The sequence below is a fragment of the Ruminococcus sp. genome, assembly GCF_045129435.1.
In the GTDB taxonomy this organism is placed as follows: domain Bacteria; phylum Bacillota; class Clostridia; order Oscillospirales; family Acutalibacteraceae; genus Ruminococcoides.
This window is the reverse complement of the sequence record NZ_JBGVJL010000020.1, coordinates 1-16,535: the sequence shown is the minus strand read 5'-3', so window position 1 is coordinate 16,535 and position 16,535 is coordinate 1. Positions and strand designations below refer to the sequence as shown.

15 protein-coding genes are annotated in these 16,535 nt (G+C 34.3%); 13 read left to right on the top strand and 2 right to left on the bottom strand.

Annotated features, from left to right (window positions below; all coding sequences use genetic code 11):
• The first annotated feature begins 128 nt into the window (after window positions 1-128).
• Both eno and ACJMMI_RS00915 read left to right on the top strand, forming a co-directional pair.
• A complete protein-coding gene (gene eno / locus ACJMMI_RS00920) occupies window positions 129-1,424 on the top strand; it encodes a phosphopyruvate hydratase (protein ID WP_405352658.1) in 1,296 nt (431 codons plus the stop codon).
• Window positions 1,425-1,553: 129 nt separating this feature from the next.
• Entirely contained in the window at window positions 1,554-2,399 is an 846-nt protein-coding gene (locus ACJMMI_RS00915) for a PHP domain-containing protein (RefSeq protein ID WP_405352656.1), read from the top strand.
• 64 nt (window positions 2,400-2,463) lie between these two features.
• On the opposite strand, the gene ACJMMI_RS00910 is transcribed toward ACJMMI_RS00915, so the two are convergent.
• Together ACJMMI_RS00910 and ACJMMI_RS00905 are read right to left on the bottom strand one after the other, a co-directional pair.
• Entirely contained in the window at window positions 2,464-3,030 is a 567-nt protein-coding gene (locus ACJMMI_RS00910; RefSeq protein WP_405352654.1) for a hypothetical protein, read from the bottom strand.
• 120 nt (window positions 3,031-3,150) lie between these two features.
• Window positions 3,151-3,594, bottom strand: a complete 444-nt coding sequence (locus ACJMMI_RS00905; protein ID WP_405352652.1) for a GNAT family N-acetyltransferase — start codon at window positions 3,592-3,594, stop codon at window positions 3,151-3,153.
• A 1-nt stretch (window position 3,595) separates the two neighbouring features.
• Here ACJMMI_RS00905 and ACJMMI_RS00900 point away from each other — a divergent pair, with 1 nt between their 5' ends.
• The 11 genes from ACJMMI_RS00900 to ACJMMI_RS00850 all read left to right on the top strand — a co-directional run bounded on the left by ACJMMI_RS00900 (window position 3,596) and on the right by ACJMMI_RS00850 (window position 16,397).
• On the top strand, window positions 3,596-3,916 hold the full coding sequence (locus ACJMMI_RS00900) for a hypothetical protein (protein ID WP_405352650.1): 321 nt from the start codon (window positions 3,596-3,598) through the stop codon (window positions 3,914-3,916).
• 1 nt (window position 3,917) lies between these two features.
• The gene (locus ACJMMI_RS00895; protein WP_405352648.1) at window positions 3,918-5,015 is read left to right on the top strand and encodes an Ig domain-containing protein; all 1,098 of its coding nucleotides are present in this window, start codon (window positions 3,918-3,920) and stop codon (window positions 5,013-5,015) included.
• 77 nt (window positions 5,016-5,092) lie between these two features.
• Complete coding sequence (locus tag ACJMMI_RS00890; RefSeq protein ID WP_405352646.1) at window positions 5,093-5,683, top strand: leucine-rich repeat protein; 591 nt, start codon at window positions 5,093-5,095, stop codon at window positions 5,681-5,683.
• Between the two features lie 215 nt (window positions 5,684-5,898).
• On the top strand, window positions 5,899-6,123 hold the full coding sequence (locus ACJMMI_RS00885) for a hypothetical protein (protein ID WP_405352644.1): 225 nt from the start codon (window positions 5,899-5,901) through the stop codon (window positions 6,121-6,123).
• Between the two features lie 3 nt (window positions 6,124-6,126).
• Window positions 6,127-7,011 carry a HipA domain-containing protein gene (locus tag ACJMMI_RS00880; protein ID WP_405352643.1) on the top strand — a complete coding sequence of 295 codons (885 nt, stop codon included), beginning with the start codon at window positions 6,127-6,129 and terminating at the stop codon, window positions 7,009-7,011.
• 468 nt (window positions 7,012-7,479) lie between these two features.
• Window positions 7,480-8,874 (top strand): ATP-binding protein, encoded by a 1,395-nt coding sequence (locus ACJMMI_RS00875; RefSeq protein ID WP_405352641.1) that lies wholly within the window; start codon window positions 7,480-7,482, stop codon window positions 8,872-8,874.
• Window positions 8,875-9,235: 361 nt separating this feature from the next.
• Window positions 9,236-9,604: a hypothetical protein gene (locus ACJMMI_RS00870; RefSeq protein ID WP_405352639.1), complete on the top strand. Its 369-nt coding sequence runs from the start codon at window positions 9,236-9,238 to the stop codon at window positions 9,602-9,604.
• 35 nt (window positions 9,605-9,639) lie between these two features.
• Window positions 9,640-12,720 (top strand): DNRLRE domain-containing protein, encoded by a 3,081-nt coding sequence (locus ACJMMI_RS00865; protein WP_405352637.1) that lies wholly within the window; start codon window positions 9,640-9,642, stop codon window positions 12,718-12,720.
• Window positions 12,711-15,443, top strand: coding sequence for an RHS repeat domain-containing protein (locus ACJMMI_RS00860; protein ID WP_405352636.1), 2,733 nt, complete (start codon window positions 12,711-12,713; stop codon window positions 15,441-15,443). Before ACJMMI_RS00865 ends, ACJMMI_RS00860 begins: the two co-directional genes overlap by 10 nt.
• A gap of 20 nt (window positions 15,444-15,463) precedes the next feature.
• Window positions 15,464-15,907, top strand: a complete 444-nt coding sequence (locus tag ACJMMI_RS00855; RefSeq protein WP_405352634.1) for a hypothetical protein — start codon at window positions 15,464-15,466, stop codon at window positions 15,905-15,907.
• A 46-nt stretch (window positions 15,908-15,953) separates the two neighbouring features.
• Window positions 15,954-16,397, top strand: a complete 444-nt coding sequence (locus ACJMMI_RS00850) for a hypothetical protein (protein WP_405352632.1) — start codon at window positions 15,954-15,956, stop codon at window positions 16,395-16,397.
• Window positions 16,398-16,535 lie beyond the last annotated feature (138 nt).

Here is a 16,535-nt window from a genome sequence, read left to right as displayed (position 1 = left end):
AGTTAGTTAAAACTAACTCATTTGAATAAATTATGTGGACTTCCTGTTGAATCCTCTACTTCTATTCACCGGAGGAATTTTGCCTCCGGTAGGGAAGTCTGCGAAGAAAAAGATAAGGAGATTGAAAAATGGCTTATTTGGAAATTGAAAAAGTAATTGGCAGAGAAATTCTTGATTCTCGTGGAAATCCTACAGTAGAAGCAGAGGTTACTCTTATTGACGGTACTGTTGCAAGAGGTACTGCTCCAAGCGGTGCATCTACAGGCGAATTTGAGGCACTTGAACTCCGTGACGGCGACAAATCAAGATATCTTGGTAAGGGTGTTTCAAAAGCAGTTGAAAATATTAACACTGTAATTAATGATACAATCAGCGGTATGGACGCATCAGACATTTATGCTGTTGATAAGGCTATGATTGAGGCTGACGGCACAAAAGACAAATCAAATCTTGGTGCAAATGCAATTCTTGCGGTTTCTATTGCTACTGCAAGAGCAGCTGCTACAGCACTTGATATTCCACTTTACAGATTTCTCGGTGGTATTTCAGGTAACAGACTTCCTGTACCAATGATGAACATTTTAAATGGTGGTGCACACGCTGCAAATACTGTAGATGTTCAGGAATTTATGATTATGCCTGTTGGTGCTCCAAGTTTTAAGGAATGTTTGCGTTGGTGTGCAGAGGTATTCCATGCACTTGCTGCTCTCCTTAAATCAAAGGGCCTTGCAACATCTGTTGGTGATGAGGGTGGTTTTGCTCCTGACCTTGCAAGTGATGAAGAGGCTATTCAGTATATTCTTGAGGCAATCAAGAATGCAGGCTACGAGCCGGGCAAAGACTTTATGATTGCTATGGACGCCGCTTCTTCTGAGTGGAAGGGCACCCAGAAGGGCGAGTATGTTCTTCCTAAGGCAGGCACAAAGTTTACTTCAGCTCAGCTTATTGAGCATTGGAAGCAGCTTGTTGAAAAGTATCCTATCATCTCTATTGAAGATGCTCTTGATGAAGAGGACTGGGAAGGCTGGCAGCAGCTTACTAAGGAACTCGGCGACAAGGTTCAGCTTGTTGGTGACGACCTCTTTGTTACAAATACAGAAAGACTTGCAAAGGGTATTGAACTCGGTTGCGGTAACTCAATTCTTATCAAGCTCAACCAGATTGGTTCAGTTTCAGAAACACTTGAAGCTATTAAAATGGCTCACAAGGCAGGCTATACAGCAATTTCTTCTCACCGCAGCGGTGAAACAGCAGACACAACCATTGCTGACCTTGCTGTAGCACTCAACACTTGCCAGATTAAGACAGGTGCTCCAAGCCGTTCTGAGCGTGTGGCTAAGTATAATCAGCTTTTAAGAATTGAAGAAGAGCTTGGCGATAGTGCAGTTTATCCGCAGATGAAGGCTTTTAATGTTAAAAAATAATATTAAAATTTAAAATAAATTCAGGGTAGAGTTGTTAAATTCTGCCCTGATTTTTTCATATTGAGAAATTTTACTTGATTGTTTTAATTTTTGTGATAAAATATAGTAAAATAAAAGGGGAGTGGCAATATGATTGATTTACACACGCATACTACAATATCAGATGGCATATATACACCTGAGCAGCTTGTGCAGAGAGCAATAGACTTAGGTCTTAGTGTACTTTGTATGACAGATCACAATGCAGTAAATGAAAATCTTGAGGAATTAAGACTCAAGTTTCCTCAGATTAAACTCCCGACAGGCTGTGAATTTTCTTGCGGTTACACCACTGTAAAGGGAAGAGTTGTACAGCTGCATATCGGTGGCATCGGCTTTGATATGTTTGATACCGAAATACAGAGAATTTTAAAATATAATCAAGAAAGTATGAAGCCATATGTAGAAAATGTGCTTGCAAGACTGAAAACAGAGTGCGGCATTGATTTATGCACCTATGATGAGCTTATTTCAAGAAACACTTCAAAAACAGTTGGCAGGAAGCATATAGCGGTTGAATTGGTAAAGCAGGAATTAGCAAAAGATGTTGATGATGCTTTTGATAAATACCTTGGCAAGGGAAAATCTGCATTCGTTTCAAATGCAACTAACTATGCCTCTCTTGATGAGGTGGCAGCCGCAATCACAAAGGCAGGCGGAATTGCCTCTGTCTGTCATTTGTATCAGTATAAGCTTGATGAAGAAGAAACCGCTGAGTTTCTCGGACATTTTAAGGAATTAACAAAGAATAGGGGAGCTATGGAGGTTTATTATTCAGCCTATGATGACGAACAGCGAATGAAATTAAAAAAATATGCTGATGAATATAATTTATTGTATTCCGCTGCGTCTGACTTCCACGGTGACGGTAAAATAAAAGAACTCGGCAGTTACCCTGATGAAATCTTTGAAAATATGCTTAAAGCACTTATATGATTATACAAAAACGGCAAGTCTTAAAATTTCTGACTTGCCGTTTTAATTGTTTTACTTGCTTTATTTAATTGTTTGCGTTTGGAATAGGCTTTGCCAATTTCATAGCATCGGGTGTTCCAAATGTGCGGCGAACAACAGTTTCCGCATATTTTTTAATAAGAGTATCGTCATCAATAATTGTAAAAAATCTTAAAATCTTAGTTTGATTGAACCACACAATTTTCATTGGTGCTTTAAGAGTTTTGCTTATTCCTGCAATAGAAAGGCTTGCTGTTTCTTCTTGAAGTTCTTTTGTATCAGCACATTTGCAGTTGCTGTTTTTATATGATTCGGTAATATCATTTGACTCAGAATTTATTGAGCCTACTGTTACCTGAGAAATCTGTTCCAAGTCAGCAGATGCCATATAATCAGCCCAGTCAATCATAAATTTCCAGTCATAGCCGGCTGCCGCCAAAAGTATATCATACTGATGCCATGGACCTGACGGAATATGCTTCATATCTCTTATGAATGTTACATCGTTAATATATTCCTCAGTTTCAGCATTGCTTATAGGCGAATATGTATTCTTTACTTCCGGTGTTTCTTTTGCTGTATTTTTCTTTTTAAATTTATCAAAAAATCCCATATTATCTCTCCTTTGCGGATAAAATTCAACAACTAATAATCATTATACTACAATTTATTAAAAAGTAAAGCATAAATTATCGCATTTTATAATAATAGAATTTTTGACATTAAATAAAAATTATCCAAGCTTCATATACAAAAGAGGATAAGGATTTCCCTGTTCGTCTAAATCTGTTCTTTTATATGTTTTAAAACCTATGTGCTCGTAAACACCTACTGCCTGCGGATTTTGTTCATTTACAGTAACTTCATTAATATTAAAGCCTTTTATACCGTACTGTACAAGCTGCTTTCCTATACCTTTGCCTCTTTCTGTCGGAGAAATAAAGAGCATTTCCAAACGCTTGTTTTCAGTTCCCATAAAAGCAACGACTTTGCCATATTCATTTTCAGCAATTATTAAATTTTCAACGGTGTTCAATGCCTGAGGAACATATTGCTTGATTTGCATTACCTCTGAATCGGTAAGAAAGAGGTGAGTATTACGAACAGAATTTTCCCAAATATTTAACAGTTCTTTTGATAATTGTGGTGTTCTTACCTTTACTTCATATATTTTCATATTGTATCCTTGTAGAATTATAATTAAAATAGTTGTATGCGGCACAGCTCCTCTTGAAATTGCCAACCTTATATCCAATGTTGAAATGATGTATGATGTGGACCTCAATTATATCTTTGCTCTTTCGGACGAACAGCATTACAACGAAATACTTGATGTGATGGGAACGAAGAAGGACAAATGCTATCTGTCACCGTATATCTCAGATAGTTTTGACTTCTTCACTCAGCCTTGCAGATACATATATAATAGTATATTAAATCTGAATATTCCTTCAGGCGTTAAGCCGGAAGAAAAGAAGAAAAAGAGGTGGAGAAAATAATATGTCACTTAAAAAGGATATAGGCTTTAAAGGGTATGAGGACAGGCTTGCAGAAAACGAAAAACTATCTGAGAAAAGCAGTGATGATACAAAATCAAAAATTATAATTGCAGGAATAGTATCTGTGATATTATTAGTTTTGATTTGTATAATAGTTTTTCTTATTGTTCCTTCAATGGCAGACGGCACAAATAGTTCTGAAAGCTTTGCAGGCACTCAGACAACCGAAAAGAAGGATTACGATTTGGACTACCTGTTCGGTACTTCAGGTGCAAAAGCCGAAGATACCACATATAGTTACAGTAATGAGGAAAGCTCGCAAGCTCCACGAATGACGATTAATCCCAATTATTCTTCATCAATCCCCGAAACCAAAGCCGAGAGCAATTCAAATTCCGATAACGGAAATCATAATGATAACAATAACAATAATTCAGGCGGCGGTTCATCGCAGAGTCACAGCGTTGAGAACAATAACAACAATAATAATAATTATTCGCACTACTATCCCAATAACAATAATAATACGAGCAGGAACAATTCAAGCTCATCTTCTGCAACTTCATATAACAAGCCTGAGTCAACAAGCAGGCAGGAAGAAAGTTCAAGAAACACGGAGATTCCCGTGAGCAAGGTTACTCTTAATTATACTTCAACAACTCTTAACGAGGGCGACAGCATAAAACTTGTAGCCACTGTATCTCCCTCGAACGCCACAAACAAAACCGTATATTGGAGTTCGTCTAATTCAGGTGTTGCAACGGTTAATGACGGATATGTTACGGCTCATTCAAGTGGTACTTCCTACATTACCGCCCGTGCCGGAAACTATTATGTCAACTGCACTGTGACTGTAAAGGAAAAGGATAATGTAAAGCTTTCCCCTGATAAAAAGAGTATATCGGTAAATCAGATTATTACAGTTAATGTAATAGGAACAAACGAAAAAGCCTCTTGGAAAATCAGTAATCCGTCATTAGTTCAGATATGCGGCGGTTCTGAAACCTCTATAATGATAAAGGGAAAAAACAAAGGAACAACATATGTAGAGGCAACCATCAACGGTAAAACCTATAAAGCGGAAATAACCGTTAATTAGAATATATAATATAGGGCTGTTGCTGTAACAAAACAAAGTTGTACGGTAACAGTCCTAAGTAAAGGAGCGAAAAATATATGAAATTTAAAAGAATACTTACAGGCTTGCTGACGGCTGTTATATTACTGACAGGAAGTGCTTATGCAAATGCCGCAACGACATACAAAATCGGTGATGTAAACAAGAACGGTTATATAGGTGTTGATGATGTTACACAAATCCAACTCTATTTGTGCGGTATAGTCAGACTGAGTGATACCTCGCTTGCAGACTTTAACGGCTCAGGTAGCGTAAATATTTTCGACTGCACCGATATACAGATGTACTGCAACGAAACCCTGAAAATCTACGGCAGTTATTTATATACGCCTGACTATTCAAAAAATACAGCAGAAATATATGCTTATCAGGGTAAAAGCTCTGAAATAACTCTGCCTTCATATGCCTACGGTTGGAATTACACATTTACATCAGTAAAAAATTCAGCTTTCAGAGGAAATAAAACTATAACAAAGCTTGTTGTCCCGTCATCATACACAAGCTTAGGATATTATTCCTTTGCCGATTGTTCTAATCTTCAGTATGTAAGGATTATGAACAGCCGTTGTCATATGGATTTCAGCACATTTGAAAACTGCGACAATTTAGCTGAGTGGATTGTTGGGTAGTATAATTGCTATACATTATATATAATAGAAAAAAGCACCGCTTTTATAAGTGGTGCTTTTTCTAAAAAAAGAAAAGAAACAAGAAAATAAAAGATGTATAATCTATCTCTATTATATCATTCGTATTTCGTTTGTCAAGTATAAAAAAGCTATACCGTAATTTCCTTATTTGACAAATTCTTAATATATGAATATAATAAAAACGGTGATGATAAATGAATGATGAAAAAACTGAGCGTGAACGCTCCTATGAGTACGGCTTGCCTGAGTATTTGCAACACGATTTGGACGCATACAAAGAAGGCTTAAAAAACGGTTCTACCCTGATGGATTGCTTATGGGGTGAGTTGTATGGAAGTATCAATGTAGCTGAGATAAACGACGAAGCAATCACACACGAACACGCAGAGTATCTGAGAGATAAATATTTAAGAGGATAAAAAATGATAGACTTTACAAATTGTAAGCGTTTACCGGGAAGAGCATATAACGGAGCAAACGGCAAGAAAATAGCGATACAATATAAAGGAAAAGCTTATATGCTGAAATTTCCACCGTCAGCTGAAAATAAGCTTACTGACTTATCTTATACAAATAGTTGCATAAGTGAACATATTGGAAGTAATATTTTTAATATGGTTGGAATTGAAGCACAAAAAACTATTCTTGGAACATACTTGGTAAACGGTAAAACTAAAGTCGTTTGTGCCTGTGAAGATTTTACTGCTGACGGAAGTTTGTTTTACGATTTTTGCTCAATAAAAAATACAATAATTGATTCAGAGCATAACGGAAACGGTACGGAGCTTTCAGATATTCTTGAAAGTATAGAAATGCAGGAATTTGTGAATCCGAATGTATTGCTTGAACATTTTTGGAATGTATTTATCGTTGATACTTTTCTTGGAAATTTTGACAGGCACAATGGTAATTGGGGATTTCTTGTAAACAGGATAACAAACAAATGCAGAATTGCTCCTGTATTTGATTGCGGAAGTTGTTTATTGCCACAAGCTGACGAAAGCACTATGAAAAGTGTACTTGAAAATGAAAACGAGCTAAATGCACGAATTTTTAATTTTCCTACTTCTGCAATCAAGAAAAACAATAAAAAGATTAACTATTACGATTTTCTTAAATCTATGGAAAATGAGGATTGCAATAAGGCTTTGTTAAGAATAGTACCGAGAATTGATATTAACAGAATATATGATTTTATAGATAGTATTCCGTGTATTTCAGAGTTGCAGAATAGTTTTTACAAAAGGTACATTTCTGCAAGATTCAATAAGATATTGTTGCCTGTTTACAATGCTATTTTTTCATAAAAACTTTGTGCATTATTCTTATTGCAAGGAAAGAGTAAATATGATATAATATATGTAATTTCTACTATGGTAGATTGTTTATTTCATTGTAGCACATTTTACAATTATTACAATGAAAGCTTTGCAACGCAAAAGGTTGCTTTGGAGAATCCTTGTTGTGCTTACGCACTGCAAGGATTTTTTATTTTATGCTGTAAATGTGTTTTATTTGTACCAATTTAAAGATTACTTCCAAAACTACCAAAAGTACGGTGTTTTGAGGGTAAAAAAGGCTTGATTTCAGATACCAATTTAAACTAAAGTCTAAAATGGTATAAAAATCAGCATATATTCAAATAGCTAAAGTATATTTTAGTAAATCGTATTTAAGTTATTCAGTGAAAATCTATTGACAAAGTGAATTTAGTTATATATAATCAAGTAAATCATACATTACTAAATCATATATAACTAAATGGAGATGTATTTATGTTTATTGGCAGAGAAAAGGAATTGTCACAGCTTAATCATATTTACAATTCAGGTAAATTTGAATTTGCGGTTATCTACGGTCGCAGACGAGTAGGCAAGACAGCTATAATAAATCAATTTATAAAAGACAAAGCGGCAATATGCTTTACGGGCGTTGAAACAAATGAAAAGCAAAACCTCGAAAATTTCAGCAGAGCTGTTTTTCAGTTCAGTACGGGAATTGAAACAGATACAGTTTTTAATTCTTTTCAGTCAGCACTTGAATATGTATTTGAAATATCTATAAACAAACGCATAGTTCTTTGTATTGATGAATACCCCTATGTTGCTCGTTCTTCAAAAAGCCTTGCCTCTACGCTTCAGCTTTTGATTGACAAATACAAAGACAAATCAAAGCTGTTCTTAATCCTTTGCGGTTCGTCAATGTCATATATGGAAGATAATGTGCTTGCATATAAAGCACCCCTTTACGGAAGAAGAACAGCTCAACTGAAAATCCTGCCTTTTGAATTTAAAGAGGCTTGCAATTATTTCCCGAAACTATCTGATGAAGAAAAAGCCTTGGCATACGGAATAGTGGGCGGTACACCTCAATATCTATTGCTAATCAATGATAAGCTGTCTATAGAAGATAATATAAAGAATATTTATTTAAGTCCTGTTTCAAGTATCTTTGAAGAGCCGAACAATCTTTTAAAGCAGGAAGTAAGAGAGCCTGCTATATATAATGCAATAATTTCAGCTATAGCAACCGGATCTTCTAAGCTTTCCGAAATATCATCAAAAATCGGAGAAAATACAAGCGTGTGTGCAACATACATTAAAAATCTTGTTTCGCTCGGCATTATAAAAAAAGAATTACCGTACGGAGATGTATCAGTAAGAAAAACAATTTATTCGATTGAGGATAATATGTTTCGCTTTTGGTATAGATTTATTCCTGAGAATACATCTATTATTTCAAGAGGAGCTGTTGATTTGGCATACAGCAGAATAGCACCTCATTTATCGGAATATATGGGAGCAGTTTTTGAAGAAATATGCAAGCAGTATTTGTGGCACGAGCTTTTGAAGGGTAATACTCCTGTTAATTTTTCCGATCTTGGCAGATGGTGGGGAAATAACCCAAAGACAAAGCAACAAACAGAAATAGATATTATGGGAACTGAGGGAAAAGAAAAAGCTATATTCGGAGAGTGCAAGTGGACCAACGCCGATATTGATACAGGTGTTCTTGACACTCTGGTTGAGCGTAGCGAATTGTTTAATTTCAACAGCAAACATCTTTATCTGTTTGCTAAAAACGGATTTACTCAGGGCTGTATAGAAAAGGCAAAGGAGTATAAAAATGTTACCCTTGTAAATTATGCAGACATTTTAAATGAAAAATAAAAGGTGTTAATTACATCTGATTTTTGAAAACCTGACTTTTTTATAAGAGTCGGGTTTTGTTATTGCTTAACAAAATAGACTTAACATAATTATTTTGATTATAATCTTAATTTGTCTAATACTCAAAATATAAAATGTCAATGAACATTTTAAATCTATGTAATTTGTGTTGGTATAAATATACAAATAATGAATGTGAATTTTGTTCACTATTTTTCGCTATTTTTATTGATAATTATATATAAAATGATATAATATGTTTATGAATTAATGTATAAAATTTAGATTAATTAAAGGGCGTGGTTATTTTGGTTTGATATATGTTTTAAAAAATACGTATAATTTCAAGGAGGGATTTATAATGGGCATACTCAAAAAATTATTATCAGCAGTATCAATAACATTAACTGCATCGATGGCGTTTACTTTTCCAATTCAGGTATTTGCTCAAAACTTACCCACATTTTCAGGGAGTGAAGAGGACAATACTGAAGCTATTATTGTTGGAGAATTAACTTCTGAAAGAGAAGAATACACAAAATACTTCAGAATGAGCGACGGCTCAATTATGGCGGCACAATATGAATATCCGGTACATTACAAAAATAGTGATGATAAGTGGGAAGAATACAACAATTCATTATCAGAAAAAGAAATAAAAACTTCAACTGATGACGAGGCGAAGACTAATGCTACTGAAAAATATTTCAGTAACAAAATAGTAATATAGATGTCAATTTATCAAATAAATCTAAACTAAACAATATGATAAAAGTTAAGTTTGATGATTATCAGGTAAGTTGGGGATATGAAGATACAAATCGCTCCACTGGAAAGGTTATTGAAAATACGGAAAACCTTACAGGTGACGATAAGTTTCTTGCACAAAAAAATCTTTTGTCTGAAATGCTCTATGAAGATATTTACAATAATATAGATTTACAATGTATTGTAACTTCATTGGGTATAAAAGAGAATTTTATTATTAAAAATCAGAATGTTCAGAATGAATTTGTAATTCAATATAAGATAAACAATCTTAATGCAGTTCAGAAAAGTGAACGAGAAATTTCACTTACTGATAAAAGCGGAAAAGAGGTGTATGTAATTGAAGCTCCATATATGACTGATTCAGCAGGAAAAGCCAGTACAGATGTTTCTATAAAAATTACAAATCTTCAAAACAATAAACTGACTGTTGCTCTTACTTATGATAAAAACTGGATTGAAGCAGATGACAGAGCATTTCCTGTAGTACTTGATCCTACTTTTAATACAAGTCAAGATTGGCAAAGGACCTCTTGTACATATGTAGATAATTCTAATCCTAACACAGCTTATGGCTATGGCAGTGATGATGGTTACACAGGCACCGTTTATGTTGGAACATATGGAGAGGGTATGTACAGAACATATGTCAAAATAAATGAGCTTCCACAGCTTAATAAAGGTGATATAGTAGTTAGGGCATATTTAAATATGCATCTCTATTATAATTCTTTTTATGATGATATGTACATAGGTGCATATCCTGTAACAAGCAATTGGTCACAAAGTACTATGACTTGGAATAACAGTGCAGGATATAGCGGAACAGCTCTTGATTATGAAAAAATCTCTCCGAACGGCGAGACTTGGCACAATTGGGATATTACTAACATTGTTAAAAAGTGGTACAACGGAAGCTCAAATTACGGTGTTGTTCTAAAATCTACAAACGAGAGTGAAGAAGCCCAATGTGCATCATTCTATTCAGGTTCATATCCTGCTTCAACAATACCACGTCCTGTAATTGATATTACTTACAGAAACAACAAAGGTCTTGAAAATTACTGGACATACTCGTCATTCTCTGTAGGTTCGGCAGGAACAGCCTACATTAACGATTATTCAGGCAATCTGACATTCGTTACTACCGATAATTCAACTATCGGAAATTCTTCCGTCGCATTACAACATATATTTAACGGATATACCTGTGATTCAAATTTTACAAGCTCATTTCCGTATTGCGGAAAAGGTTGGAAACTGAATTATCAGCAGACATTGTATTCGACAGAAAATTTTACTTTAGATGAAGATTTAAGAGAAAAATGGCCCAGGGTTTACACTGATGAAGATGGTACAGACCATTATTTTATAAAGGAAACAATAGACGGTAATACTACATACAAAGATGAAGACGGATTAAAATTAGAGCTTATAGAAAACTTATCAAGCGAATCAGAGTGTTACACAATAAAAGATGATAAGAATAATAAGCTGATATTCAATAGCGATGGTGTTCTTGTGAAAACTGTCGATTCAAATTCTAATACTGTAAAAATCAATTTAGATTCTGCAAACATAAAAAATACAATAGAAGATGCTTGTGGAGATGAACTTGAACTTAGCACAAAAGATAATTATTTAACTGCTGTTACAAACTCAGCCGGAAAAGCAAGAATTTTCAGTTATGATAATGGCAGACTTATCCAAATTCAAAACCCCGACAATGGAATAATAACATTTGAATATGATAATGACGGTTCAATGACAAGCGTAACCGACACGGACGGATATAAGGTAGTTTTTGGTTATTCGTCCTTAAGCTCAGGCAAGAAAGTTACATCAGTTACCGAATATGCTTCAGACGGAACAGCAGGACAAAAAATAACATTCAGCCGTAATGAGTACAATCTTACAAATATTCGCTCAGCAGGTCTTGACGGTGTATATGGCAACAGCGACGACTGCGTTTCGGCTTATCAGTTTGATAACTATGGCAGAACAATAACCGTTGAAAACCGTTTGCAAAGCGGCGAAAAAATGGGTGCTTCAGTATATTCCTATACTGACGGTCAGGCTGATGCCTCAAATAATAATTTGAAAAAGCTTAACAGAGTTACAACAAATTACGCCTCGACAACAAATATTCAGAATCTGCTGAAAAACCACAGTCTGGAAAGCAGTGCATATTGGTCAAATATAAACCAAGGAAGTAATATCAGCTATTCAACAAGCTATGTAACCGCTGAAAAATACTTCGGACAGAAATCTTTAAAGGTTCAGGTAACCAATGCAGGCGAAGACTCACGGTGCGGAGTAAGACAGACAACAGGCAATACCGTGCTTGTACCCGGAAAAACCTATACATTATCTGCATATGTAAAAACCTTAGATGTCACAAAAGGTACAGATGTCGGCGCAATTATAGGAGTGAAAACCGAGTTTGCAGACGGAACATTCAATCAATACAATTCCGAGCATATCACAGGCACAACAGACGAAAATATTAATAACGGCTGGCAAAGAGTATATACTACCTTTACCGTTCCCGAAAATACCACTGATTCCTGCGTGTATCTTGCTGTCAGAGGAACAACAGGTACGGCATATTTTGACGGTGTTCAGCTTGAAGAGGGCGATGTGCCTAACAAATATAATCTGCTCCGGAACTCAAATTTTGAAATCACAGGCAGTGATTTAATGCCTGCATTCTGGGGAAATCATAATTTAACATTAAATTCTTCAAATGACACAACAACCACCTACACAAAATGTGACGGAAGCAAGTCATTCAAAATCCGTGGCGATGTTACAAAGAACAAGCAGATTTATCAGGATATACCTGTCAGCGGCAGTGAAGATGACACTTACATTTTCAGTGCCTGGGCAAGAGGTGATTCGGTAGCTGTATCTGATAATGACACATCTCGTTTTGACCTTTATGTTGAAATAGTTTACAGTGACGGAAGCAGAAAGGGCAAAAACCTCAGTCGTTCAACAAATCTGTCGGTGTATGGCAGTATAGTTCATTTGCATTTAATCTCAGCGATGAAACAGATACTGATAAAGTGCCTGTAAAGATTACTGTTTTTCTTAGATTTACAAAGCAGTACAATACCGCATATTTTGATAATGCACAGCTTATAAAGGATTCAGTGCCAAGCTATACCTATAATGATGACGGAGAGCTTGTAACGGTAACCTCAAACGCAGAGCAGAAATCAAGAATGGAGTACACCGACTCCAATCTCACCAAATCGGTTGACGCAAAGGGTTATGCCTATACTTATGATTATGACGATAATCATAATATGACTAAGGCAACAAGTCAGAACGGAGTTGAATACAACTACACCTACAATTCCAAAGGACAGGCAACAGCACTTGAAGCTAAAAATTCGGATAAAACTCTTGCACTAAAATCAAATCTGGAGTATAATAATGATGGTAGATTTTTGCTCAAGCTGTATGATCAGGACGACAACTGTGATACATATAATTACAATTCAACCACAGGTTATCTTGACAGTGTAAAGGATAACGACACAGGTGCACAGATTAACTATACCTATGATGAAAACAGGGGACAGCTTATCAGCGTGTCGCAGACAGATTCATACACTGACATCACGGCGCAAAATAACTATACCTATGATGAATCGGGAAAACTTCTAACAAAAATCAACCATTCAAACACCGATTACATCATCGACTATGACAAGTTCTACAATACAACCGAAAACAAAGTAGGTTCGCAGGTGCTTACCGCTTTTGATTACGGCACAAATAACAACATACTTCAAAAAGTAACCTACGGCAACGGTCAGACTGTAGATTATAATTACGATAAGTACGGTAATGTAAAGGAGCTGTTCTACAACGGCACGCTTGCGTTCAGCTTTATAAGCGACAAAACAGGTGCGGTTATGCGCCATAAGGATTTTGTCAATAATCGTCAGTTTGACTATGATTATGACACCACAGGCAGACTTGTGCGACAGGTAAAAACCGATATTTCAAAATCTGACTCTGAGAACAGATTTGTTTCTGCCTATGAGTACGATTACGATTTAAACAATAATATAACAAAGCTTGCAAGCAAAAATGCCGACAGCTCAATCGTGCATAATTTCACCTACGGCAAGGATAATCTGCTTACAGAGTATTCGTCTGATGTATCAAGTAAGGTGACCTACACCTATGACGGCTTGAACAGGCTGACAAAATCCTCCGTTGACCTCACAGCTCCGCTTGATATGAGCTACACCTACTATGACAGTGAGCGTGGCGAAAACTTTACCACTACAAAAATCAAGGAAGAGAATATTGGCGCAGATACTTTTAAGTATTGCTACGATACAAACGGCAATATTACTCACATTTACAAAAAAATAAACGGCAACTATACATTGCAGTATGTGTATGATTATGATGAGTTTAATCAGTTAATAATATCAACAGATTATGTTGAATATTTAAGACACGATTATGAATATGACGAAGCCGGAAATATTCTCTCAGATACTACAAGCAACTTGATGACAAACGGTGTGCCTTACGGTGCGGTTACCGTATATTATGAGTACAACGATTCAAACTGGGGCGACAAGCTTACAAATTATAACGGAGAAACAATAACCTATGACGAAATAGGCAACCCTCTTTCATACCGTGACGGAATGACTTTTACTTGGGAAAATGGAAGAAATCTTTCAACAGTTTCTAAAGGAAATAACACTGTAAATATGCAATATGATGCTAACGGTTTGCGTACTAAAAAAGAAGATAATGACTATGCCACACAATACTATTATGATATAAACAATAATTTAATTGCAATGTATATGACCAGCAATATAGTTCATTTTTACTATGATGCAAACGGTAATGTAACAGCAATGAAAAATAATGATTTGATGTATTATTATGTTAAGAATCTCCAAGGAGATATAGTAAAACTGATAGATGAAAACGGAAATGTTAAAGCTAACTATACTTATGATGCTTTGGGAAATATAACAAGTATAAAAAACGGAGCAGGACTTCCAGTTCCAAAATCAAATGTATTTCATATAGCTAACATAAACCCATTTCGTTACCGTGGATATGTGTATGACAGTGAAACAGGCTTATATTATCTCCAAAGCCGTTATTATGACCCTGTTACCGGAAGATTTTTAAATGCGGATTATATGCAGTTCCTTACTAGTAAAGCACTTTTTAATAATCTTTATGTTTATTGTAATAATAATTATACAAATGTAACAGATCCTTTTGGTACTAGTGGATTTCACATTAACACTGTTCCTCCTATGATAAAACCTATCCCAAAAGAGATATTAGATGAAATAACAAAATATAAAATATCTTTGCTTGCTACTGCTTTTTTAGATTCAAAAAAATATTATATTGCTAAAAATATGTTTTTACATTCTTTATACTATGAGGGAACTGATTTGGCTCCAAATGTAAAAGAAATGATTGTTAAAGCAGCTCTAATATATCCAAATTTTATTAGTACAATTATTAAAAATGCTAAGCATAATACATTTTGTATAGACTTTGAATTTACAACTGGAGATTTGTATTATTCTTTACAACATGTATTAGTTTCTAGCACATGGGGTAAAAATCATAATGGAAAATATTTGCAAATAAAAATTTATGATAAATATGATTTCACGCAATGGAGAAAACTAAATAGCTTTGGAAATATAGCTAATGATTTCGGATATATTTTAACAAAGATTGGTTATTTATCAGAATATATTGTAAATGTTAGTTTTACTTATTATGTTTAATATCAAAAGGAGTAATTTTTATGAAAAAGTTTTTATGTATACTATATTTAATGATAGCACTCTTTTCTTTTTCCTCCTGTACATATACAGATAGTGTTATTAAAACACTACCGGAATATACTTACAGTGAAGAATATTATTCTGACGGTGCAAGAGATTATACTGATTACTGTAAATATTATTATTCAAATAATGATATTTTAGAAAGTATAGAAACAAATGATAGATTTCAAAAGGTCACATTTGAAAATATTGATACAGTTAAAAACTATATAAGAAATTATAACAATAGAATAAAAGACAGTAAAAATAATGATAAATATGATTTTTCAATAAATCAAATAAGTGAGGACAATTACTTTTATTTTATATCTAAAAACGAAAGTAATCCACTTAACGATTATGACCTGTATTATTTTGATAAGGATAAGCAAGTTCTGTATTATTTTCATAGCAATATTTAAAATACAGAAATAGTATAATTTATCTATGTTAAAATAGGAGAAAGCTATGAAGAAAATATCACAATCTTTTATATTTACTTTTATATGTATTATATTTGTTTTTATGGCAGGATGTAAATCTAATGATTTTTTTCGTCCATATTATGATAATGAAAAATTGCAAATAATATATTCAATCGATGCAACTATATATACCTTTGATAATAAAGCTGTTTTTAAAATTATCCATAATAGGGATGAATCTAACAGTAGTTCACGAGATGAGTTATATATTTCATCAACAGAAGTTGACAATGTAATAAATAATGGTTCGAAAATATTAAGCGGTTATTTTAATTCTTTTGCTTATAGCAATAATTTAGTATATCTGAAAATGGATAACACTTACTATGTTATTGATATAATTAATGAAGAAAAAAATGCATATAGTAATGATGATTTTTTGCAATTTTTCCCTGACTATGATTATCTTAATTGGTATAATACTTAATTATATTTTTATCGTGTTTTAGATTATTAGATATAAAAGAGTATTATGTTTGATTGTTGTCTAAAAAAGCACAACTTAAAATTAATAATTTAGCTAAAGGCTGTTACTAAATAAGTAGCAGCCTTTAATACTATGCAA